Origin of the sequence: Bacteroides hominis, assembly GCF_033042785.2 — a bacterium.
GTDB lineage: Bacteria > Bacteroidota > Bacteroidia > Bacteroidales > Bacteroidaceae > Bacteroides > Bacteroides hominis.
This window is the reverse complement of record NZ_CP178829.1, coordinates 1,413,313-1,438,643: the sequence shown is the minus strand read 5'-3', so window position 1 is coordinate 1,438,643 and position 25,331 is coordinate 1,413,313. Positions and strand designations below refer to the sequence as shown.

Annotated in this window: 17 protein-coding genes; 7 read left to right on the top strand and 10 right to left on the bottom strand. The window is 45.6% G+C overall.

The window, feature by feature from the left end:
- From R3O62_RS06165 to R3O62_RS06145, 5 genes are read left to right on the top strand one after another with little or no spacing between them, the layout of a single operon-like run.
- Positions 1-1,212: a glycoside hydrolase family 88 protein gene (locus tag R3O62_RS06165; protein WP_005779145.1), complete on the top strand. Its 1,212-nt coding sequence runs from the start codon at positions 1-3 to the stop codon at positions 1,210-1,212.
- A gap of 20 nt (positions 1,213-1,232) precedes the next feature.
- A complete protein-coding gene (locus R3O62_RS06160; RefSeq protein ID WP_032531075.1) occupies positions 1,233-2,144 on the top strand; it encodes an alkaline phosphatase in 912 nt (303 codons plus the stop codon).
- 30 nt (positions 2,145-2,174) lie between these two features.
- Entirely contained in the window at positions 2,175-3,710 is a 1,536-nt protein-coding gene (locus tag R3O62_RS06155; RefSeq protein ID WP_032531074.1) for a beta-N-acetylhexosaminidase, read from the top strand.
- 56 nt (positions 3,711-3,766) lie between these two features.
- Entirely contained in the window at positions 3,767-5,857 is a 2,091-nt protein-coding gene (locus R3O62_RS06150; RefSeq protein WP_005779150.1) for a glycoside hydrolase family 2 protein, read from the top strand.
- The gene (locus R3O62_RS06145) at positions 5,854-7,077 is read left to right on the top strand and encodes a DUF2264 domain-containing protein (RefSeq protein WP_005779152.1); all 1,224 of its coding nucleotides are present in this window, start codon (positions 5,854-5,856) and stop codon (positions 7,075-7,077) included. The genes R3O62_RS06150 and R3O62_RS06145 overlap by 4 nt, the downstream gene beginning before the upstream one ends.
- A gap of 229 nt (positions 7,078-7,306) precedes the next feature.
- Here the strand turns inward: R3O62_RS06145 and R3O62_RS06140 are convergent, their stop codons facing one another.
- From R3O62_RS06140 to R3O62_RS06110, 7 genes are all read right to left on the bottom strand, one after another.
- A complete protein-coding gene (locus R3O62_RS06140; RefSeq protein WP_032531070.1) occupies positions 7,307-9,880 on the bottom strand; it encodes an outer membrane beta-barrel family protein in 2,574 nt (857 codons plus the stop codon).
- Positions 9,881-10,050: 170 nt separating this feature from the next.
- Positions 10,051-11,346 carry an MgtC/SapB family protein gene (locus tag R3O62_RS06135; protein ID WP_005779155.1) on the bottom strand — a complete coding sequence of 432 codons (1,296 nt, stop codon included), beginning with the start codon at positions 11,344-11,346 and terminating at the stop codon, positions 10,051-10,053.
- 56 nt (positions 11,347-11,402) lie between these two features.
- Positions 11,403-11,873 carry a CYTH domain-containing protein gene (locus R3O62_RS06130; RefSeq protein WP_195316981.1) on the bottom strand — a complete coding sequence of 157 codons (471 nt, stop codon included), beginning with the start codon at positions 11,871-11,873 and terminating at the stop codon, positions 11,403-11,405.
- Positions 11,874-11,875: 2 nt separating this feature from the next.
- Positions 11,876-13,195 (bottom strand): OprO/OprP family phosphate-selective porin, encoded by a 1,320-nt coding sequence (locus R3O62_RS06125; RefSeq protein ID WP_317472433.1) that lies wholly within the window; start codon positions 13,193-13,195, stop codon positions 11,876-11,878.
- A gap of 116 nt (positions 13,196-13,311) precedes the next feature.
- The gene (locus R3O62_RS06120) at positions 13,312-13,446 is read right to left on the bottom strand and encodes a hypothetical protein (protein ID WP_005812004.1); all 135 of its coding nucleotides are present in this window, start codon (positions 13,444-13,446) and stop codon (positions 13,312-13,314) included.
- 153 nt (positions 13,447-13,599) lie between these two features.
- A protein-coding gene (gene prfB, locus R3O62_RS06115; RefSeq protein ID WP_122142574.1) for a peptide chain release factor 2 occupies positions 13,600-14,716 on the bottom strand; the annotation gives its coding sequence in 2 pieces (ribosomal slippage) (positions 13,600-14,652 and positions 14,654-14,716; 1,116 coding nt in all).
- Between the two features lie 60 nt (positions 14,717-14,776).
- On the bottom strand, positions 14,777-16,582 hold the full coding sequence (locus tag R3O62_RS06110) for an AMP-dependent synthetase/ligase (RefSeq protein WP_005779168.1): 1,806 nt from the start codon (positions 16,580-16,582) through the stop codon (positions 14,777-14,779).
- Between the two features lie 189 nt (positions 16,583-16,771).
- On the opposite strand from R3O62_RS06110, the gene R3O62_RS06105 reads away from it, so the two are divergent.
- On the top strand, positions 16,772-17,833 hold the full coding sequence (locus tag R3O62_RS06105) for a M20 family metallo-hydrolase (protein WP_032531066.1): 1,062 nt from the start codon (positions 16,772-16,774) through the stop codon (positions 17,831-17,833).
- A gap of 369 nt (positions 17,834-18,202) precedes the next feature.
- On the opposite strand, the gene R3O62_RS06100 is transcribed toward R3O62_RS06105, so the two are convergent.
- Both R3O62_RS06100 and R3O62_RS06095 read right to left on the bottom strand, forming a co-directional pair.
- The gene (locus R3O62_RS06100) at positions 18,203-20,602 is read right to left on the bottom strand and encodes a family 16 glycoside hydrolase (protein WP_317472434.1); all 2,400 of its coding nucleotides are present in this window, start codon (positions 20,600-20,602) and stop codon (positions 18,203-18,205) included.
- Between the two features lie 28 nt (positions 20,603-20,630).
- The gene (locus R3O62_RS06095) at positions 20,631-22,718 is read right to left on the bottom strand and encodes a glycoside hydrolase family 127 protein (protein WP_317472435.1); all 2,088 of its coding nucleotides are present in this window, start codon (positions 22,716-22,718) and stop codon (positions 20,631-20,633) included.
- 210 nt (positions 22,719-22,928) lie between these two features.
- On the opposite strand from R3O62_RS06095, the gene R3O62_RS06090 reads away from it, so the two are divergent.
- Positions 22,929-23,906, top strand: coding sequence for a substrate-binding domain-containing protein (locus R3O62_RS06090; RefSeq protein WP_044299818.1), 978 nt, complete (start codon positions 22,929-22,931; stop codon positions 23,904-23,906).
- Here R3O62_RS06090 and R3O62_RS06085 read toward each other — a convergent pair.
- Entirely contained in the window at positions 23,898-25,277 is a 1,380-nt protein-coding gene (locus R3O62_RS06085; protein ID WP_317472436.1) for a PepSY-like domain-containing protein, read from the bottom strand. The genes R3O62_RS06090 and R3O62_RS06085 overlap by 9 nt on opposite strands.
- Positions 25,278-25,331 lie beyond the last annotated feature (54 nt).

Sequence of the window (25,331 nt, the reverse complement as noted above, 5' to 3'; positions counted from 1 at the left end):
ATGAACTTAAAACCCTTATTGGGAGCAGCCTGCGCAATGATATGTGTGGCTTGCTCAAGCCACAAACCCACAGTACCGTCTTTTATAACAGAAAATGTAGAATTTGCCAAAGCACAACTCGGTTTGGCCATCGACACCATCGAGGCCAGCGGAAAATGTCTCAATCCTGTAACTCTCAATAGAGATGGATCTGTATATTACTGCGGATATGCCGATTGGCGCAGTGGATTTTTTCCCGGTAGCATCTGGTATCTGTACGAACTGACAGGTGACACCAGCTACCTCCCACTGGCCAGAAAATATACTGAAGCCATCCGCCCGGCCGAGCACCTGACTTGGCATCACGATATAGGATTCATCATTAATTGCAGTTTTGGTAACGGCCTGAGGCTCGCTCCCGATACAGCTGCATATAAAGACGTAATGGTACAGGCAGCCAAATCACTTTGTACGCGTTTCCGCCCCAATGCCGGAGTCATTCAAAGCTGGGATGTAAAGGGTAATAGCTGGCAAAGTGAAAGAGGCTGGGAATGTCCGGTTATCATTGACAACATGATGAACCTGGAACTTCTGTTCGAAGCAACCAAACTATCCGGTGATTCCACTTTCCATAAAGTAGCCGTAGCACATGCCGACCGTACTCTTTCCGAGCATTTCCGTCCTGATGGAAGTTGCTATCACGTAGTGGACTATAATATTTCGGACGGCTCCGTACGCCATAAACAAACAGCACAAGGATATGCTGATGAATCGGTTTGGTCACGCGGACAGGCATGGGCCATCTACGGCTTCACTATTTGCTATCGTGAAACGAAAGACCGCAAATATCTGGATCAGGCACTGAAAACATTCAATAGGATGAAAAATGATCCGCACATGCCCGAAGACCTAATACCTTATTGGGACATGGACGCACCCAATATACCCGATGAACCCCGGGACGTCTCTTCCGCATCCTGCATCGCTTCTGCCCTGTACGAGATCAGCACATATGACGTCCCCGATGCCGCTTCCTACAGGGAATATGCAGACCGCATCATGCATAGTCTCGCCTCACCTGACTATCGGGCCACATTGGGCACTAACGGCAATTTTATCCTGATGCATAGCGTAGGCAGTATTCCGCATAATAGTGAAATCGACGTACCTCTGAACTATGCAGACTACTACTTTCTGGAAGCCCTGAAGCGTAGAAAAGATTTAGATAAATAATTTTATTATAAAAAAGTATCATGAAAACACAAGTGTTTAAATTAGCCTGTTTAATTATCTGTTTATTAACGATAGTTCCCAATTGCCATGCCGGCAGCAAGTGGAAAGCCAAACATGTAGTCTTGATTGGGTTGGACGGCTGGGGTTCCTACAGTGTAGAGAAAGCGAATATTCCCCATATCAAACAATTAATGAATGATGGTTCTTACACACTGACCAAACGCTCTGTACTCCCTTCGTCCAGTGCAGTGAACTGGGCATCTATGTTCATGGGAGCAGGCCCGGAGCTACACGGATACACGACTTGGAATTCAAGCACTCCGGATCTTCCTTCGAAAGAATTAAGTAAAGATGGCATTTTTCCAACTGTATTCCAATTGCTCCGCGAAGCTGACCCGAAAGCTGAAATTGGCACTCTCTACGAATGGATCGGCATCAAATACCTGGTAGATACGCTGGCAGTAAACAAATACAACCAAGGGATTAACTACGAAAAACATCCTACGGAACTATGCGAAACAGCCGTGAAGTATATTAAAGAGAGAAAGCCGGCTTTGACACTTATCGCTTGGGATAATCCGGATCATGTAGGACATAAGGAAGGACATGACACACCGGCTTATTACCAGAAGCTTGAAGAAATAGACGGATACATCGGCAAAGTGATTGACGCGGTGAAAGAAGCCGGAATGCTGGATGAAACGATTTTTATAGTAACATCCGACCATGGCGGAATCAATAAAGGGCACGGAGGAAAGACAATGCTGGAGATGGAGACTCCGTTCATCATCTCGGGGAAAAATATCAGGAAAGGGCATGAGATTCAGGCCAGCATGATGCAGTTTGACGTAGCCGCTACCGTGGCTGCCATTTTCAAACTGAAACAGCCACAAGTATGGATCGGAAGGCCTATAATGGAAGTATTTAAGTAAAAAGGAATGCTAACAAGTTAAAGACATAGGATGAAACGAACCAACAGACCATTATTCATTCATAATACAGCAAGAGGGAGAATAAAGTTTCTTCTTCTTGCTCTATTTGCTTTTCAAGGCTTACAAGCACAAAAGCTATTCCCCGCTCCTTCTGCGATAGAGACACATAAGGGTACATTCTCTTATGACGAAGTTTCGGCTGAGTGTGTACGAACTACTATCTCTAAGTCTCTGCCTGCCATCGGTACAGCATATTCGGATGAAGCATATCAACTGGAAATTACGCCGGATTCTATCTTCATTGATGCCACTTCTGAGAAAGGCGCATTTTATGCCGGCCAGGCCATCAGACAACTGGCACAGCACGGACGGGGCAAAATCCGCTGTTGCCGGATTTACAGTTCGCCACGCTACGCATGGCGCGGATTTATGCTCGATGAAAGCCGCCACTTCTTCGGCAAAGAGAAAGTAAAACAATACCTCGACTTGATGGCGAGGCTCCATCTCAATGTATTCCACTGGCATCTGACAGACGAACCGGGATGGCGCATTGAAATCAAAAAATATCCTAAGCTGACGGAGATAGGAGCCGTCGGTAATTGGCATGATGCCAAAGCAGCTCCGCAGTTCTATACACAGGACGACATCCGGGAGATCGTGGCCTATGCAGCCGAACGCCAGATTATGGTGATTCCGGAGTTCGATATGCCGGGACATGCCACGGCAGTCTGCCGTGCCTATCCGGAGGTATCGGGGGGAGGTGAAGGACGCTGGAAGCATTTCACATTCCATCCTTGCAAAGAAGAAACTTATCGTTTTATCAGCGATGTGCTCGATGAAATAACCGCTCTCTTTCCGGCTCCCTATATCCATATCGGAGGTGACGAAGTGCACTATGGTAACCAGAACTGGTTCACAGATCCGGATATCCAGAACTTCATAAAGGAAAAAGGGCTGGTCAATGAAACCGGACTGGAGCATTACTTCATCCGCCGTGCCGCCGATCTGGTAGCAGCCAAAGGCAAGAAGATGATCGGTTGGGACGAAATAGTGGATGCCGGTATCTCCCCCTCGAAAGCACTGGTAATGTGGTGGCGTCACGACCGCAAGTACCAGTTGCTGAAAGCACTTGAACAGGGCTATCAGGTAGTGCTGACTCCGCGCCGTCCGCTGTATGGCGATTTCGTACAGGATGCCTCACATAAAGTGGGACGCTATTGGGATGGATTCAATCCGCTGCAAGATGTCTACGCTTTTCCCGAACCGGTCAGTCATCTCTTTAAAGGATACGAAGATCAGATACTGGGTATGCAATTCACACTCTGGACCGAACGGATCGCGGATGCCAAACGACTGGATTTCATGACCTTCCCGCGTTTGATAGCCTTGGCAGAATCGGCATGGACTTCACCCGGCGCAAAAGACTGGAGCCGTTTCTGCATGCGGTTGCCGTCCTTCCTGGACTATCTGAAGGAACAAGGCATCTATTATTTCGATGTGATTCACCCACAAGAAACTCCCGAACCGGGCGGACCGGAGAAAGCGGACGTATTACAAAACGGATAGGGAAATACAGATGATCTCAATAATAACATCATTAATCAATACATAATCAAGAACATATGAAACAGCAGAAATGTAACTATTTTCCCTCCTTATGGCGGAGGGGCCGAGGAAAAGATTTAATCCCCTTTCTTCTCCTACTTCTCTTCTCTCTCTCCCTTCACGCCCAGCGTCAGGATATTCTACTCAACAATAACTGGAATTTCCGTTTCTCGCATCAGGTACAGGGAGACACCCGCAGGGTAGACCTGCCGCACACCTGGAATGCACAAGATGCGCTTGCCGGCAAAACAGACTACAAACGGGGTATCGGGAACTATGAAAAAGCTCTATATGTTCGTCCCGAATGGAAAGGCAAGCGCCTGTTTCTTCGCTTTGAAGGTGTGAACAGTGTAGCCAACGTGTTCATCAACCGCAAACACATTGGCGAACACCGGGGCGGATACGGAGCCTTTATATTCGAAATCACAGACTTAGTGAAATACGGAGAAAAGAACTCCATTCTGGTACGTGCCAATAACGGTGAGCAACTGGACATAATGCCACTCGTAGGCGACTTCAATTTTTACGGGGGAATCTACAGGGATGTACATCTGCTGATTACGGACGAGACTTGCATCTCGCCTCTGGATTATGCTTCACCGGGAGTTTATCTGGTGCAGGAAGCCGTCAGCGCCCAAGAAGCAAAAGTATGTGCCAAAGTGAACCTGTCCAACCGAGCAACCGATGGAGCGGCCGAACTTCGGATCCAAGTGACGGACGGCTCTAAAGTGATTTGCAAAGAAAACCGGAGCATATCGCTGAAACAGGGGACCGATATTCAGGAACAGCTTCCTTTACTGATTCAAAAACCACGTCTTTGGAATGGTTGTGAAGACCCGTTTATGTATCAGGTCACTGTCAGCCTCCACAAGAACGGTAAACAGATCGACAGTGTAACACAGCCATTAGGTCTACGCTATTATCATACCGATCCGGCTCAAGGATTCTTCCTGAATGGCAAGCATCTGCCACTTCATGGGGTATGCCGCCATCAGGATCGTGCCGAAGTGGGTAACGCACTCCGTCCCCAGCATCATGAAGAAGATGTGGCACTGATGCGCGAGATGGGAGTCAACGCCATCCGCCTGGCACACTATCCGCAGGCAACTTATATGTACGATTTGATGGACCGGCACGGTATCGTCACTTGGGCTGAGATTCCGTTTGTCGGTCCCGGAGGATATGCGGATAAAGGTTTTGTCAACCAGCTTTCCTTCCGTGAGAATGGCAAACAGCAACTCATCGAACTGATTCGCCAGCACTACAATCATCCCTCTATCTGCTTCTGGGGCCTGTTCAATGAACTGAAGGAAGTCGGGGACAATCCTGTAGAGTATATCAAAGAACTGAATGTACTGGCGAAACAGGAAGACCCTACCCGTCCGACAACTTCCGCCAGCAACCAGAACGGTGATTTGAACTTCATTACCGATAACATTGCCTGGAACCGTTACGATGGTTGGTATGGAAGTACTCCGAAAACATTGGCAACCTTTCTGGACCGTACACACGAGAAATATCCCGAAATACGTATCGGCATCAGTGAATACGGGGCAGGAGCCAGTGTCTACCACCAGCAGGACTCGCTCAGGCAACCGTCCGCTTCGGGATGGTGGCACCCTGAAAACTGGCAGACCTACTATCATATGGAGAATTGGAAAATCATAGCCGAACGTCCGTTCGTATGGGGTACATTCGTTTGGAACATGTTCGACTTCGGCGCTGCCCATCGTACGGAAGGTGACCGCCCGGGTATTAATGACAAAGGTCTCGTCACCTTCGACCGAAAGGTGAAGAAAGACTCCTACTACTTCTATAAAGCAAACTGGAACAAACAGGAGCCGATGATTTACTTGGCAGAGAAGCGATGCAGGCTTCGCTATCAACCGGAGCAGACTTTCATGGCATTCACCACTGCCCCGGAAGCCGAACTGTTTGTAAACGGTGTCAGTTGTGGCAAACAAAAAGCAGACACTTACTCAACAGTTGTATGGAAAGGTGTCAAACTGAAGGCAGGAGAAAATACCATCCGTGTAACTACTCCGGGGAAAAAACCACTTACGGACGTAGTGGTAGTGGAATATAAAGAAGACGGATCGCTTCAATGAAACGGATCATCTTAATTATTGTATGGGGATTGCTGGCCGGAGGATGGCCGGCAGTCCCCTGTCTTTGGGCACAGTGCCGGCCAGGAACTGCCGACCGGGATGTCTGGGTAAAGACACTTGTCCGCCTGGCCAATCCGGTACTCAGTAATCTGGCTAACGAAACACTGAAGAAAAGAATGCCATACCAATCGCTTGCCCCCGACCGGCAACGTTTCTCTTATCTGGAAGCAGTAGGACGTACAGTTTGCGGCATGGCTCCATGGCTGGAATTGGGAGCGGACGATACGCCGGAAGGACAGTTACGCAAGAAATACATCGAGCTGACTGTAAAAGGAATCAGCAATGCCGTTAACCCCTCCTCACCCGATTACCTGATTTTCGGAGAACCTTCGCAGCCCTTGGTAGATGCCGCATTCCTGGCAGAAGGATTGCTGCGCGCCCCCAAACAGTTATGGGGTAATCTCTCTGCACCTGCCCGCAAGCGGGTAGTGACGGAGTTGAAGCGAAGCCGTGCCATTAAACCCAACGAAAGCAACTGGTTGCTGTTTGCCTCTATCATAGAGGCTGCATTGCAAGAATTCACCGGTGAGTGCGATACGGTACGCCTTAACTACGGAGTACGCAAGTTCAGGGATCTTTGGTATAAGGGAGATGCCCAATACGGTGACGGGGCTGACTTCCATCTCGATTATTACAACAGCTTTGTGATTCACCCCATGCTAACTGACATATTAATCGTCATGCAAAAGCACCGGATGCCGGGAGCTGAATTTCTGAAAGTACAGCAGAAACGCTTGGAACGCTATGCCGAACAGCTGGAACGGTTTATTTCACCGGAAGGAACTTATCCGGTAATCGGACGGTCTATCGTGTATCGTACCGGAGTATTTCATGCGTTAGGACAAGCTGCCCTACTACATCTGCTTCCCGAACATATTGCTCCCGCCCAAGTACGTTGTGCAATGACCAAGGTCATTGAAAATCAGTTTCGGTCAGCCGACAATTTTGACGCAAACGGTTGGTTAAGGATAGGTTTCTCCGGTAATCAGATAAGAATGTCGGAAAGCTACATCAATACGGGAAGTACTTATCTGTGTCTGACCGGGTTCTTACCACTGGGATTACCTGCTGACGATGCCTTTTGGTCAGCTCCTCCCGCCGAATGGACCAACTTGAAAGCCTGGTCGGGGAAAGAGGTGCCGGCAGATCATTCATTATAAACCGGCAACCGGACGAAATGGGGTGTGCCGGAACTCGTATTCACCACAGATTACACTGATTTACACAGATAAATATTCAGTAGTTATCAATAGATCAAGTTCGCTCTATGGGACTCTGTATTACTCTGTGGTGAATAATGACACATCCCCATTCAAAAACAGAAAGGTGTAGCTACCACTGCGGATAGCTACACCTTTCTGTTTTTATCTTTACCAGAAGTCCTGACTCTTAGTTAGCACCGCCTTGACCACCCTGGCCACCGCCACCTTTCACATCATCATTATTGATACTGCGGGCAGCTTTCTTCACGCTGGCTTTCAACTCACCGATACGATAACTGAGGCTGACACCAAAGCTACGGCTCGGATAGCGGCTGCTATTCTTAGACAAGAAGTTTTCACCGATAGTAGTGTTGTTGAACGAACGATATTTCTCGAAGATATTGCTAACATAAGCACTTACCGTAAAACGATCTTTGATGAATGAACGGTTCACACTCAGGCTATAGTAATAGTAACCCGATCCCTTACCCTGCAAGCTAATGTAAGGAGTACTTCCTCCGGCATTCAGACTGGCGCGTATTTTCAATGGGAAAGTATGCTGAATGCCGCCATACATAGAAGCGCTCCATCCATAATTATGTAATCCTTGGGCCGGACTCTTAATATCAGCGTAGCTACCATCACCATTCAGATAGATACGAGTATTGGGAGAAGCATTCCAGTTAGCATAAAGGCTCAGACCTGTATTACGGTTCTTACCGATATTTTCGTACGTGCTGTACAATGCACCTTCGGGAGCATGATGTCCTCCGGGGAAGTCCTCACCGCCTTTACCGATCAGACGGCTCACCCGCTCAATACCATTGTTTCCAAATGAGTGACGCAAAGAAACATTCACATTGAACTTCATACTGAACATACTATAGCTCAGATTGAACGAGTGGCTCTTTTCACTTTCCAGATTCGAATTACCCTGGCTGATAAACATCGGGTTACGGTCGTCAAAATAAGGATTCAAGTTCCAGATACCCGGACGCCAGATACGCATGTTGTAACCACCACGCAAGTTCTGTGTCTTACCAATCTTAATACCCATCGTAACAGATGGAACAAAATCATTATAGTTGGTGCTGAAATCCGCTTCCGGACCGATAGCTCCAGCCAAATATTTTACATCCTGAGCGGTATATTCATAACGTACTCCCGGTTTAAAAGAGAAGCCCTTATAACGAAGAGTGTATCCTAAATAAGCAGCAAGAATGTCGTTCATATGCTTGTACTTACTGCTACGGTCGTTGTTGTATTCATAATCGTCGGTTGCCCCTTTAGCTTCGAACAACTTATTATCACTTAAATTATTACGGATAATATATTTGCCACCTACTTCTATCGTATGTAACTTTCCGATAGGGGTGGTGTAGTCCACCTGGAAGGTATGTTCAGTAGTATTCGTTTTTCCATCCGAGTGAGAGTTGTTTAATAGGAACTTCTCAATGATTTCCAATTCAAAAGGATCCTTTATATCTCTATACTTAGTGTAGTAATCCGAATTCTGGGGTTGAGTACTGATCTTGTAGGAAAGAGTAATCATACGGTCCTTATTCTTTTTAGACGTACGCTGGTAGTCGACATTACCCCGCATCGAATACCACGAACCGCTTCCATCACTCAGAGAGCCATATTGATAAGCCAACACATCTCTGTTTGCATTCCACATCGTAGTCAGTCCGTCACTGTTATTATCATTACTACCTCCATACATACCGAAAGAAGCAGTCAGCAGGCGTAATGTATCAATTTCGTAACTGGCTTCCAGATTACCGTACTGGAAACTACCGTCATAATCGGAAGTACTGTTTGATTCCAGATATTTCTGATCTTCCGAGTCAAAGTTTTCACGGAAACTATTTGAGTAGCTCTTCGGAGTTGTATTATAATTGTAGTTATAGTTACCGGTCAGAGTCAGTTTACCCGACTTAATAGTGGCATATCCGCCCGCACCGGCACCACGGTTACTGCCACTGGCACGGAAAGTAGCGGTATACCCTTCAAAGCCACCGCCTACAGTAACGATATTCAGGATACCGCCTACACCTTCTGCATCATATTTAGCTCCCGGAGAAGTGATTACCTCGATATGCTTAATTGTATTAGCAGGCATACTTTTGAGCACATCTTTCGGATTATTGCTCATCATGTTATTCGGCTTACCGTTTACATGGATTTTAAAACTGCTGCTGCCATTCACCTTAATGTTGTCTTCACCGTCCACTGTAACCAACGGGACTTTACGAAGCATTTCCATCACTGTGTTGGTCTTTGAGTCCGGGTCGTCCTCAATGTTATATTCAATCTTGTCCACATCCACCTTTACCAATGGTTTCTGGGCAACGATCTCTATGCCCTTCAGTTCGTTAGTAGCCTCGGCCATATTCAATTGTCCGAGGTCAATTACTTTATCTCCTGCCTTTACGGTGAAGTCTTTCACCAATGTCACTTTACCTACAGATGAAAAAGTAGCGACATAGTTTCCGGGAGCGACAGTCAATTTTTCCTGGAATTTACCATTCAAGTCAGTTACGGCCATTTTCAAAGCTTTTTGGGGAGCACTCTTTTTCACAATTTTGATCGTAGCATAAGGTTCTCCCTCTTGCGTCAGCGAGTCAAGAAGCACGCCTTTCAATGTATAAGATGGAGCTGCTGTACGTTGCTGGGTTTGCTGAGGTTTCTGCTGTTGAGCATACATCATGCCGGATGTTATAAACATCAACAGCAATAATAGTAGTAGTTTGTTTCTCATGTGAAGTTATGTTTTAGTTTATAGTCTATCAGACGCAAAATCATAGTATTTGTTACAGATTGGCAACGAAAATATCGACTTTATATTCGTTTACGAAACCCTCGGAGTTAAGAAAGGTGAAATAGGGCAATTTTTATTCTTTTTTATCAGAAGTTGTTCGATAACGCACATTAAATCAGATAAAAGAAAAAAAGTACGACAACATTTGCCGCAATCACACAGCCGAAACCGCCTAATATCCATGAGCGCAACTTACTCTGTTTACCCGAAAAGAAAAGTGCATAACACATATTCACCACAATATTGCTGATAATGGCCTGCATGGTACAAGCCATCACAACAGTGGCCGCCACACTCCCGGTTCCCTGCAATAAGTTCAGGATGAAAGGAGTGATATCACTGAATCCGGACACAAACGATAATAAGTTCAATCCTCCGGTACCGGCATAAATCAATGTGTAATGTGTCAACACAGTAAAGATAACGAATAGTCCGGCAAAAATCAGTGCTACTTTGAACTCCAAAGGGTTACTGCTGTCATCCTCTTCTTCCACAAGATCAGCACCAGGCGTCCGTTTCCGCCGGCAGTGGATAAACCAGGCAACGCCGGCTGCAACAGCAGCCATAATCAAAAGATAAGGATAGATAGAGGCAAAGATGGTGGAACTGAAAATAAGAATTAAAATCATAAAACGCAGAAACATCATACTCACAGCCAACAGCATGGCAGCAACGTATTCGGGTGCTTCCTGCGAGTGGATATTCCTGCTTTTACGCGCCAATACTGAAATAGTGGCCGTACTGCTATACAATCCACCGATGATACCGGAAACCAATACTCCCGATTCACGAAAGACATATCGCTTCAACAAATAAGAAAGGTAAGAAATGCCCGAGACAACTACTGTAGCCAGCCAAATGGTATAGGGGGTCAGATTGATATCCGGAATGATATTCTCATTGGGCAGCATGGGGAGAATAATTCCACTGATAGCCAAAAATTTGGCAAGTGTGATCATTTCATCGTTTTTCATTCGCTGTGCAATCTCCGTAAAGGTATGCTTCAATTCAGTGAACAATAAAACGGTTACAATCACCATGACATAAAACCAGGAGGGCTGTGTAGAAACAATAGGAGCAATGCAATAAGTGATCAGCGCAATGATGATGGTCGTCACCCCGAATACGTGAAACTGGGCTTGTTTTACGTAATAGTTCAATCCCAGAAGCATACCGAGTATCAACCCGCCTCCCATAAAGAGCCGCATCTCTTCCGGATCGAGGATATACAAAAGGTACCCTAACATTCCAATAAACGTAAAGGTGCGGTCCGTACCGAAAAGAGTGGTTTCTCCTTCACGCTTCAGACTGATCTTGCGTTGCGAGAGTCCTATTAAAAGTGAAAACAAGGTGACCAGAATAAAGGTCACCAGCTTTTCCGGCAAGTAGTTGTACAGTTGTTCCATATATCTTTATTCTTGAGCCCGTAACTAAAGAAACAAATATACGGATTATTTGTTAGCTACGGCCAGGTAGTATACGGTTTTTTCATTAACTGGGAATTATAGTAGCGAACATCCCCAGTTACCTCTTCCCCGATAAAGTCAGGTTTTACAAACATTTCATCCTCTGCCCCCAATTCAACCTCAGCTACTACAAGTCCTTCATTCTCACCGTAGAATTCATCTATTTCGAATACGTGTTTCCCGCAACGAACCAGGTATCGGGTTTTATCGATCACTCCCGGTTCACAAAGTTTCATCAGTTCCTCTGCCTCAATAAGCGGCAGTTCTTTCTCCCACTCATAGCGGCTCAACCCCGAAGCATCGGAGGCTCCTTTAATAGTCAGGTAACCTTTTCCATCGCGGATACGTACCCGGACCGTTCTTCCACGGGCACTGCTGATATAGCCCTGAACAATGCGACTCTGCGCAAAAGCCTGTGATTTATAGTCTCCTTTAACGAGAAACTTACGTTCTATCTCTTGTGGCATATTTAAAAATTCAATTGTATACGGAGTCCCAGAATGCCATATGCATTCCCCCCCTTCCCCAACGATTCGTCTACTTCCTCGGGTTTGTAAGCAATCTCTCCATTCGATTTATACCCCACCGCTGCCTGTCCGAAGGCATTGGCATATTTATCATTATCTACATACGAATAGTTAATCTGGAATTTAAGATTCCGGGTAGCATAATAATTCACCCCAAACGTCCATCCGTTGGCCGATCCGCCCATCACCTCTGTTCCGTTCAGGTCGATACGGTCAAAACGGGCTGCCAGTTCTATGTCGCCCCAACTACGCCCAAACGACGGCTGCGAAAAAGCGCCACGTGATTTACTATACCGCTGCTGTCCGCCAAACAGCAGATAAGCAGCCTGTACATAGAAACCATTGAACTTCTCCGTCGCTAATCCTTCCATACGCACTGTGTTGTTCATAATGTATTCTCCCTGAAAACGAAACCCTCTGTAGAATCCGGCCAACTCGGCACCCGCCAGCCAGTCGTGACTGACCGAGGCAATAGGCGACGTATCCAGAAACTTGATTTTATTGATATAAGACAGCGACCTTGTACTGTATCTCACCGTATTTGGCATCAGTGAACCAACCGTAGTCTTCGGAGTGCGATAAGATGCAGCAATTCCCAGATGAAAGCCTTTCACTTTATCTGCCGAAACAGGTTGCCAAACCGCACGGGCAGTCACCGATATTCCTTCATCTTCTCCGGCTTTGTTGTTACTTTCAGAATAATCTTTTTCTTTATTACCTTCAATTCGCTTGAAATGTACACCTGCTACCCCCAGGAACTGGTCATGTTCCCAAGTTCCCTGTACGCCAATATGATATTCAGGAGCAAATGCCGATACCACATTCGCTTTCTCCATAAACCATAAATCGCCCGAAGAAGTCATTGCAGCCATCCCAAAACTCTCTTTAAAATTACCTGCCCTAAAGTAGAGCCCGTTGGGAAAAGCATATTTAATGAAACAGTCTTTTAACGAAAATCCGCCATCGGTCAGATCCATCTCTATTTTACCGGATAATCTTTTACCAAATGCAGCAGTGGCACCTAAACGTACACGCCTAAATCCGGCACCATTGCCTATGGGCTGGTAATCCTCTCCAAAAAACACCGCTCCATCTGCCTGGATACGGCCATTGAAAGTCAGTTTAAACTTATTGTCCTCCGAACTGAAGGTTAATGATTCTTTCTTCACCTCAGGAAGAAAAGATTTAGACTCCTGGGCAGAAACCATCCCCAGACAAGTAATTGAGAAGATAGAAAAAATAGTAATCAGTTGCTTGTTCATCCGTCTTTTTAGTGATTTGCGATTAATTGGCAGTGATTAGCAGCTAATAACCGGTGATTAGTACAATTCATCTATACGGTACTAATCACTAATTGTCAGTCACTAATCACTCACTCTTAGCCCAAAAGAGAAAAACCGATAATCATAGCCAATGCCAGAATGACCAGCGAGACAAAAACTACCTTAACAACCTTTTTGGCTTGTTCTTCTTCTTTCTTGCTGTGTGTTACTTTTTTCTTATTCTTACTCATAATCGTTAGCTTTAAAGTTCAACGCTAACAAAGTAAGAACAAATCTTTTAACCAGCCAAAAATATGGAGAATAAAATGATGAGCAAAGAAAGGAAATAAAAAAAACATCCTCCGGGGCAGAAAATCCCGGAGGATGTTACAATTCTGTTATGTTTAAGCCTCTTCGGACGAAAATTCCATCAGATAAGCCTTGATAAAGCCTTCTATTTTACCATCCATCACTCCGTTTACATCAGAGGTCTGGAAGTTGGTACGATGGTCTTTTACACGACGGTCATCAAATACATAGCTTCGTATCTGCGACCCCCATTCGATTTTTTTCTTACCGGCTTCCACTTTGGCCTGTTCGGCCATGCGGTGCTGCAATTCTTTATCGTAAAGAATAGAGCGCAACTGACGCATCGCATTCTCCCGGTTCTTAGGCTGGTCACGGGTTTCGGTATTCTCAATCAGGATTTCCTCTTCCTCTCCGGTATAAGGATCCTTGTACTGATAACGCAAACGAACGCCGGATTCCACTTTATTTACGTTCTGTCCACCGGCACCTCCCGAACGGAAAGTATCCCAAGAGATACAGGCCGGCAAAATATTCACTTCAATGCTATCGTCCACCAACGGAGTGACAAACACGGAAGCAAAAGAAGTCATGCGCTTACCCTGCGCATTGTAAGGGGAAACACGAACCAAACGGTGTACACCGTTTTCACCTTTCAGATATCCATAAGCATAGTCGCCTTCGATCTGGATGGTACAGGTTTTAATACCCGCTTCATCACCTTCCTGCAAGTTGGCCATGGTTGCTTTATAACCATTGGTCTCGGCATAACGAAGATACATACGCATCAGCATCGATGCCCAGTCCTGACTCTCCGTGCCACCGGCACCGGAGTTAATCTTCAGCACGCAACTCATCTGGTCGGCTTCATCACGAAGCATATTCTGCAACTCCAGGTTTTCCACATGTTCCAGAGCCTTTGCATACGCCTCGTCCACCTCCTGCTCGGTGACCAGTTCGTCTTTATAAAAATCGAAAGCCAGTTCCAGTTCGTCTGCCAGTGTTTTGACTTCGTTGTAACCGTCAATCCACTTCTGTAATCCTTTCACCAGTTTCATTTGTGCTTCGGCCTTCTTCTGGTCATCCCAGAATCCCGGAGCCTGTGTTCTCAATTGTTCTTCTTCGACCTGAATTTTCTTCCCGTCGATGTCAAAGATACCTCCTCAGCGCATCAGTGCGCTCTTTCACGTCTTTAAGTTGTTCAATAGTAATCATACTTCTTATTTATGGTTTTCGTTAATAATGGGGAGCAAAGATATACAAAATTTCGTGTTCTTACTCCTCATACATTTTATCAATTACCTCTTTATAATTGCGTGCCACTACCGGACGTTTCAGTTTCAGAGTGTTAGTCAGTTCTCCCTTTTCCATACTGAACGGTTCAGGAAGCAATGTGAAACGTTTAATCTGTTCGTAGTGGGCAAATTGTTGCTGCAACGTGTCAATACGTGCACGGAACAAAGCAATAATCTTAGGATGCTCCAACAGTTCGGTCATGTCCTTGTATTCGATACCTTTCTCTTTGGCATACTGTTTCACAAAGCCGTATACGGGTACAATCAGCGCAGATACAAATTTACGCTGGTCGGCAATAATAGCTATCTGGTCGATATAACGGTCAATAACCAATTTGGTTTCCAATGCCTGGGGAGCAATGTATTTTCCATTCGATGTTTTGAACAGATCTTTGATGCGTTCCGTCAGATACAACTGACCATTTTTGAAATAGCCGGCATCTCCGGTATGGAACCATCCCTCTTCATCAATAGCAGCTGCCGTAGCTTCCGCTTTCTTATAATATCCCTTCGTGATCGTTTTTCCCCGAAGCAGAATTTCGTTGTCTTCCCCGATCTTTACCTCTACCTCCGGCATCACTTGTCCTACCGAACCGATGTCATAACCGGTCTTCGAAGTACACGAAACAGTCGCAGTAGATTCCGTCAAACCATATCCCACCAACATATCGATACCTACGGAATGCACAAATTCACAGATTTCATCAGGAACAGCGGCACCGGCCGTCGGGAAGAAGTTACCATTCTCTATACCGATAGTCTTTTTCAATAAGGCATAAATAGTCTTTTCGTAGAATTTATATTTCAGCTGAATCATTTTGGGAGGCGTCTTACCTACCCGCAGATACTCAAGATTGTGGATACGCCCTACCTTGATGGCATCCAGCATCAACATTTTCTTGATACCGGTAGTCTCGGCAATTTTCTCCTGGACACCTGCATATACTTTTTCCCAAAAACGGGGTACACTGCACATCAACGTCGGACGAATTTCTTTAATCGTCGTCTGGATGTCGGCCGGACGGAGATTGATACATACCTGTACTCCTTTATGCACACAGAGATAAGTCCACGCCTTCTCAAACACATGGGTCAGAGGCAGGAAGTTCATCGAAACGTCCTTGTCGGTCATATCCACCAAACGAATATCGTGAATGCGGAATGCTTCCAGATAGCAAGAATGATGTAACATCACTCCTTTGGGCTCACCGGTAGTACCGGACGTATACAATATATTTGCCAAATCATCGGCACCGGCACGTGCCGTACGTTCTTCCACCACTTCGTTGTGCGGCAAATCTTTTCCTTTGGCCAGAAACTCGTCAAAGTAGATGGAACTCATATCACGCGGATCTCTTACTACTGCCGGATCGAAAATAATTAACTGGGTAAGTGAAGGGCAAAAGCCAAATACGCTGAAAGCAGCATCGTATTGGAACTGCTCTCCTACAAATAAGAAACGTATCTGTGCATCATTGATAATGTATTGTGCCTGTGCCGGAGAGCTGGTTGCATAGAGTGGAATCGTCACCGCACGATTAGCAAAAGCGGCAAAATCCGTAAACAGACATTCCGGCTTATTTTGAGAGAAAATACCGATGTTTTCTTCTTCCTGTACCCCCAGTTCCACCATGGCATTGGCGGCCTGCCTTACAGTTTGCGAGAATTCATTCCAAGAGATAGGGATCCACTGTGCCTTCTCATAGTCACGGTATTTCAGAGCTGTCTTGTCGCCATACTTTTCAGCCTGACGATGAACCAAGACAGATAAATGATGATAAGTCATATCCTTTGTTGTTAGTTATTCGTCTGCAAAGGTATCGTTTAATTTGGAATTATCAGGTGTGAACACTGAATTATTTTGCTTAACAGAGTCAGGCACTTAGCCATATAGTACCTGATAAATAGTTGTCTGACAAACTGAAAGATTCAAGTATTATTTGTACATTTGCATCCGTTCAAAGCAAAAAAAGAAATGATAGACGAATCCATTACATCCGAAGCTGTCGGCTTGCTGAAATCTCTGATCAGCATCCCTTCGCTCAGCCGCGAAGAAGAAAAAGCAGCCGATTACCTGCAAAACTATATCGAGGCCGAAGGTATGACCACAGGCCGTAAAGGAAACAACATCTGGTGTCTGAGTCCCATGTTCGACCTGAAGAAACCGACAATCCTGCTCAATTCCCATATCGATACCGTAAAACCGGTCAACGGTTGGCGAAAAGATCCGTTCACTCCTCGCGAAGAGAATGGGAAACTTTACGGATTGGGCAGCAACGATGCCGGTGCAAGCGTAGTGACACTCTTACAGGTGTTTCTGCAACTATGCCGCAGGCAACAAAGTTATAACCTCATTTATCTGGCATCCTGCGAAGAAGAAGTATCGGGAAAAGGGGGTATCGAAAGTGTATTGCCCGGACTTCCTCCTATCAGTTTTGCCGTAGTGGGAGAACCTACCGAAATGCAACCTGCCATTGCCGAAAAAGGGTTAATGGTACTTGATGTCACTGCCATCGGAAAAGCAGGACACGCAGCCCGTAATGAAGGTGATAATGCTATATATAAGGTATTGGACGACATTGCCTGGTTCCGCGATTACCGTTTTGCCAAAGAATCGTCTCTGCTGGGCCCTGTCAAAATGAGTGTCACGGTGATCAATGCCGGTACACAGCACAATGTCATCCCCGACCGTTGCAATTTCGTAGTGGACGTACGAAGCAACGAACTTTACTCCAATGAAGAACTGTTTGCCGAAATACAAAAACATATTTCCTGCAAAGCCGAAGCCCGCTCATTCCGCCTTAACTCTTCACGTATCGAAGAGAGTCATCCGTTTGTACAAAAAGCAAAAAAACTGGGACGTATACCTTTCGGTTCCCCTACCCTTTCTGATCAGGCGTTAATGTCTTTCCCTTCGGTAAAAATGGGTCCGGGCCGTTCTTCGCGTTCACATACAGCCGATGAATATATCATGATTAAAGAAATCGAAGAAGCATTGGAGTTATACCTGAAGATACTGGACGGCTTGGAAATCTGACCCTTCCGTCTGTAGTGCTGTCGGCCGGTGGAACAAATTCGTGCAATGTATCAGCTATTTCCAGACCATAAAAGGTTCTATAACTTCTCATCAATTATATTCTACTTGTCATTCTGACAAGTAGATCACTCGAAGCCATGCAGGCAGAGGCTTTAGGAAACAAAGGTCCTTTGATTAGGTTCCGGCTGATAAATAGAAGGTTATAAGTGTTTATATCACATTGAAGGAACACTTGTTTTAACGGTCTGTTAAAACAAGTGTTTTGATTGTAAACAACAAATCTTTTACATGCAAAAGACTTGTTGTTTACAATCTGTCAGCAAAACTTTCCGAAGTGGCATTAACAATGTTAATTCCCATAACGATAACTTACTTCCCAAGCACGACAATCGTATACGAGTAAGCAGGAAACGAATAAGTAAAATCAGATCCGGCAGCCTGCATCCAGATAGCTTTCGGAAGAATCCGGGTCGGCGTATCGGGAAGATTTTCGTCATTCAGTTCTCCACTCAAAGTATATATTTCCATATTTCCCTCCGGAATGAAACCGGACAAGTTTATCTGGCTCCGCCGTACCTCAGGTGAAGTGTTCACAACATGCAGAATCACTTCATCACGTGCTTCATTCGTTGTGGCTGTCACATCCAGTTCTCCTTTCACTTCACTCCACAAACGTAACGGATGGTGATGGGCAGCAGACATCTGCTGTGCATAGAAAGTCGGCATTCCCCAAACCTGTCCCGGTGTGAAAAATACCTGCCCCTGATCCCAACCATTGTCATTTTGCAGATAGGGTTGAAGGGCATTGGCCGCACAGGTAGTCAGGATGAAGTCACCATGGCGACGAACTACATTCTGAACGGTAGCATGTACAATGGCACGCTGAATGTTATGCAGGTTTCCATTTTCTTCAAAAATGGCACAACGCATCATTGTATTCGGATTCCATTTCAAGAACTTGGCCTTCATATCCGTCAACTCTCTGTCTATATTCTCACGGCTACCGAGATCATCCGTCCAAGGGTGATAATCCCAATAAGCAGCTTTTCCGTCAAGGGCTTTAAATACTTTTTCCATGTTAGGCGATTCGGGACGCCACCAGGCAGAATGAATAAATTGCACCTCCGGATCTTTGGCATGAACCGCTTCATAGATATCATTAAAACGATCAATGTAATGCTGATACTCTGCCTCGATATCCCCCCAGATGACCTCTTCGTTTCCAATCTCCAGATACTTCAATCCGTAAGGTTCGGGATGCCCGTTCGCGGCACGCTTCTTCCCCCATTCCGTATCTACCGGCCCGTTCAAGTATTCAATCATGTCCGCCATATCCTGCGCCGGCTCTTCTACATTCACTGCATAAGCAGGCACAAACCCTGCCTTCTCGCAGAACCGGAGGAAATCCTCGATACCGAAACCGTTAGTCGAATAAGTATACCAGTGGCCTTTATAAGGCGGACGCAATGCACGATCACCAATCATATTCTTAAAACGGTATTCGGGAGCATTAACCATCGTACCTCCATAGCGCAGGAAACGCAACCCCTGATCCACCATTGCCTGCCCGATATCATTACGCAACGGCAACCCACGAAACTGCCGGTCGGCACCGTTCATCAAAGTGACCATATCTACCAGAAAACGCCCTTTCCCCTTCAAATAAATGGCAAAGCGTGCGTTTTCATCGGTCTTGTCCGGAATCAACTCAAATGTATACTTTTTCCAGTCGCCGGACTCGGTACGGATACACTGTACAGCATATTCTTTTTCACCATCCACGCTTTGAAGGGCTACCCATACTTCCGCCTTCCCTTTCAAATAAAGGCTACCGGTTTTCTTCTCACCCTGACGTACGGAGATCCCCCAGCGATTCAAACTCCGGTTGGCAATGCCCACTTTACCGATACCTGCCAGACACTCTACTTGCTGAGCATAGTGTCCATGAAAAGGTTTGTCCGCAACCTGTTTATATGAAGCGGCCGCATTCAGATCTGCAAAAGCATCCCACATGCCACTGACCTGTGGTGCCGATCGGGTTAACAGCTTGACAGGAGTACCATCTCCGATGGTCAGGTTACGGAAAGATGCACCGGCACCCCAATTGCGGAAAGCGACCTTTCCATTACGTAAAGTGGTAAGATGATCTTCGAAACGCAATACTTCACGACTGTTCAGCAGAATCACCAGTTCATCACCCTCCATCTTCACTTCCATACGATTCCATTGCGACGGATCTACATCTACCGGAACTGTTTTCAGTTCCTGCCAGTTGTGCAGATGCTTACCTAACAGCACGCGTTTGCCATCGGCAAACAGGCTGACTTCGTATCCATCAAAATTATCCGCTCCACCTCCGTATTCACCGACGCGCAACAAAAGTCCCGCATTATTGGCAGACGAAATGTCATCGGTAAATTTTATATCGACTCCGACCCTACCGTCAGAGAACTCCGCATCATCATAAACCAATTTCGCCCCCGGATGCGACGATACGGAAAGTTGATCATCTTGCATCTTCCATACCCCTTCGCACCGGGTAAACCCGATAAAGTTATCCATGGAGGCAGGTTCCTCAAAGCTCTCGCCAAAAATCTGCTGATCATAAATTCCCCCATAAATCTCATGATTTACATCTTCCATGCAAGCTCCATATAAATAAGGAGTTATTTTATTTTCGACCTTACCCGCATCCACTCGGATCACAGCGTCCTGTGCCGCTACTACCGAAGCAGACAATATCAGAGCTAACAAACAGTTTACCCTCATCTTACAATTGTGTTTATGTTCGTTCGCATTATTTACTTGCCGGAATCCAAACCGCATAACCCTTATCCTGGCGATTGCCCAAAGCATAATAAGGAATAGCCATAACCGGTACTTTCTTTCCTGTCTTATCCAGTGCCTGACCTTTAATTACATTGATTCCATTCAATAATCCCTTTTCAAAAGTGATCGACAGGGGAGAACGCATATCAACCTTCAAATCAGCCAAACCTTCATTATCACATCCTTCCAGACAATATACAAAGGGACCGGCGGCAATGGCTACTTTGTCCTGTAAATCCGCCACTGCTTCATTGGCTGTCACCAAACGCGGCTGAACGGGTAGTATCAGCTCAACTTGATCCCCCTTTTTCCATTTCCGTTGAATTTCGGCATATCCTTTGAATATTTTTAGTGGAACCGACTTACCGTTTACCTTCAGGCTTACGGCAGACCGTACCTCCGAACGATACAGGCCATAAGGATTCTCCACACCTTGCGCCCATCCCGGGATACGCACTTTCAATATAAAAGTCTTCTCTTTTTCGGGTTCAACGGTCATGGTGACAACACCCTCCCACGGATAACCGGTCTTTTGCGTCAAACGTACCCGGTTCCGATCCGCCAGAGTCATTTCCGTTTCGCTACCAACAAAAAGGTTCACATAAACGTCACTTCCCTTCTGCGAGTAGATAAATCCGGGCATTGCAGACATCATCTTAAGGAACATTGGCGGACAACAAGGACAATCGTGCCAGCTCCAACGGGCATGCTTAGCAGAGTTCAGCGGATTCTGGTAAGTGTATTGTGTGCCGGAAAGAGAAATACCTGTCAGGACGTTATTATATAAGGTGCGTTCCAATTCGTCCATATACTTGGCATCACCTGTCAGCTCGTTCATTCTTTGACTGAAGAAACCGGCACCGACAGCAGCACAAGTTTCCAGATAAGCATCTGTAGGCAGAAAGTAATCGGGTCCGAACTTCTCGTCAAAGTGAACAGCACCTACTCCGCCAGTGATGAACATACGCTTTCCAATCATATTATCCCATAAACGACTAACGGCAGCGATATATTCCGGTGAATGATTCTCAAGTGCGGCAGCCGTTGCTCCGGTAGCAAACAAAGTAGCACGAACGGCATGTCCTTCAATAGTCTTCTGTTCGAAAAGCGGAATGGAATCTTGTGCATAGTCCCCCCATGACGGACGGGTATGATTCCCGAATTCGGGAGCTTCATATTTCCGGTCACGTATCCATTGTTCGGCAGACGGATTACCCCATGTACCCCACAAAGGGAATCCACAGTGATGTCCTCTGCCTTCGATCCAGAATTCGGCCAATTTGAGATAGTCCTGCTCAGCAACCGGGACATTGATTTGCTTTTTCAGTTCCGGATTGTTTTTATAAATGATATAAAGTTTCACCAAAGCCTCTTCCGGACCGGAATGGGCCGGAACCACATTCTTTTTAGGGAAAGCCCCCATGTATCCAGCCATCAGATTGGCACAGCGGGTTGCCACTTCCAGCAACTTCGTTTTTCCTGTTGCATTATAATAATGTATCCCTGCTTCCACCAGCATACCGGCATTGTACACATCGTGTTGCCAACGAAGCATTCCTCCCCGTTCTCCCCACTGATGGTCAGCTTCCATCAGTTGAGTATAAGTATCGATATAACCATTGGGCTCCGATGCCTGTGCCTTAGCTATTCGGTCGATATATCCGTCGACACGTTTCTCCAAAGCAACATCCGACTGTCTTGCCATCAAGTCTGCCACCCCACGGATTGTTTCGTAAACAAGTCCGTCAAACCAGGGAGCACCTGCATGCTGACCGATATTTCGCTCACCCTTTGCCACACGGTCAAAGTTCTCAAACGTATTACAGAATTTTCCCGGATGCTCCAGATGCTTCCCTTCAAACTTGTCAAAGACATCATTCACCGTCACCTTCTGCCAAAGATCCAATTTGGGTTTCCAAAATGCATCTTCTATTTTCACCTGACTTACTTCCGGAAACTGAATGCCGAAACCTCCTTTATCAGACGACTTTGCCGTCAAACTTCCGGTCGCAGTCATTGCAAGCAACACCGGAAACATAAATCTGTACGTTCTCATTGTTTTATTTATAGTTTGTTGTTTTCCCGTCTTTCTTTCTTGCTTATGAATCTTATGATCCAAGCAACAGTGCAAAGATAATGAAAGCCATCAAAACTGATACGAACTGGTCTGTATTTTTATTATGTTACAAAACATATACTATATCCGGAGAATATCCATAGCCTTTTACGTTTTTTATCCTATCTTTGCAGCACCAAAAACAAGAATATGAAAAGGAATGAATCAAAATACAAACAAGTAGTAAATCACGTTATAGACGGCATCAACAATGGTAGTTATAAAAAAGGAGACTGGATTCTCTCTATCAATGAATTCAGAAAGAACTATAATCTATCCAGAGATACGGTATTCGCAGGTTTGAGCGAGCTTAAATCAAAAGGAATTATCGATTCCACCCCGGGTGTAGGTTATTACATAGCAACAACCCGAATTGCGCAAAAGCTAAATGTATTCCTCCTTTTCAACGAATTCAACGAGTTCAAGGAAGATCTTTACAATTCATTCATGTCTTCCATCAAAAAGACCGCAAACGTAGATCTCTATTTTCACAACTATAATCGCAAAGTCTTCGAGACGCTCATCAATGAAGCCAACTATAAGTACACCACATATATCCTGATGCCGGGCAAGTTCACCAACATAGCCCCACTATTGGAGAGCCTATCCGGACGGGTCTTCCTACTCGACCACTTTCACCCGGAACTGGCAGGCAAATACTCCTCCGTTGCACAGAATTTCGAGAAAGACACTTACGAAGCTTTGGTACACGGACTCCCGCACCTGAAAAAGTACGACCACATCATCATGGTCCAGAAGGAAGAGAAAGAGCCTATCGAACGATACAACGGTCTCTGTACTTTCTGTGAGGAACATCAGTTTACACACGAATATACCGACTCCGTAAGGGACCGGATGATCAAGAAAGGGGAAATATTTATGACTGTCAACGACCGGGATTTGGTAGATCTGCTTAAACAGGCGCAACTACAGCAGTTTGTTCCCGGTAAAGACTTCGGTATCATCTCTTACAACGATACTCCGCTGAAAGAGATACTGGCCGGAGGTATCACTACTTTATCCACCGACTTCAAGCAAATGGGGCAAACCATGGCTTCACTTCTTACGCAGAAAGAGATAAAAACCATAGAGAACCCCTGGGAACTGAATATCCGGCACTCACTTTAATGAGATGATCTCCACAAAATTACCGTTCCGGTCGAATCTGACTTGCGAACCGTCACTCAGTTTGTATACCCAACCCTCTATGCTGTAAGAGCCGAGATACATATCCAGGTCATTGGGATAATGATAACGCATATACCTGTACACCTTCTCTGAGGCGCTCAACTCTATCTTTTCTTTCCCAAGAAAATCTCCCTGTGAGTCGAACATCAATCCGTCTCCGTTGGTTAGTTCCACCAAATAGGAAGCTGCCACCGAACGGTCTACCCGTGTGATTTCAGAGTTCGAATATCCCGAAACATAATCGGTAATCTTTTCCGGCAACGATGCCACGAGCTTCTCCGGAAACGCAAATCCGTTTCCGTCTATATTAATCCATTCACTGGCATCTTCGTTAACAAGCATATTAAAGCCGTTCGGCAGGCGGACGGTAAAGTTGAGCACATCCGAATGCAGCGGATGACTGATAGAGATGGAACTCTGCTTACCGAAATACTCTTCTGCAAGTGCCTGTGCCGACATCAGAGGTACCTCTATCGGTTTATTCTCGGGATCGATAGTCACATACACAGTCTTGCTGACCTGAATTGTATAACGGGTACCCTCCAGACGAATGAAGGTGACTTGTGCATTCGGATAGTTCCGGTGCAAATCTTCCGTCACTTTCGCAGGTAATGTTTCCAGAATCGAAGTCGGCAACAGTTCGGTTCCTCCATTCACTTCCGTCCACTCTCCCCTATCATCAAGCACGCATTTAAATCCGTTCTCCAACCAGAAAGTATAACCGGCAGGAAACTCCCCGTCAGGTATATGTTCAATCACAGCCTCAAAGGTTCCATCCGGAAAGTATTTTTCAGTAAACTCCCGCACCGGTTGCGGCAATGAAGATTCACCTTTTATATCCATTTCATATCCGACACAGGTTTGGTCGTAGTAGAATGCTACTTTCTTGCCACTGTTCAATAACACACATTCTCCGTAACAGGTGTTCTTCACACCGACAAACGGATCATTAGAGAAGTGTTGTTTTACATATGCGATGACTTCTCCAAAAAGGGATTGAAGTGATTCGGGCAAGTTTTGATTTGGAACCATCAGACTCTTCCATCCTCCATTTTCATTAAATTCCACTTTCACCTCATCGGGAAAAGCAACCCGGTAGAGCAACTGATCATTCTCCTGCCCGGTCATCGTTCTTTCTATCTTCTCCGGAGATTGTCCCGGAAAATAATTAGATAAAAAGAACTGCGCAGTACCTGGCAGCTGGTTTATTTCAATCTCCCCGGATGGTTCATTATCTTCCGAACATCCCACCACGGAAAAAGGCAGGCAGAGCAAGAAGCATAAATAAAAGACGGAATAAAAAGTCTTCATAGTCATGTGGTTTTATGTTTCAGGCAAAGTTAAAGGATAGTGCTGAATATAAGC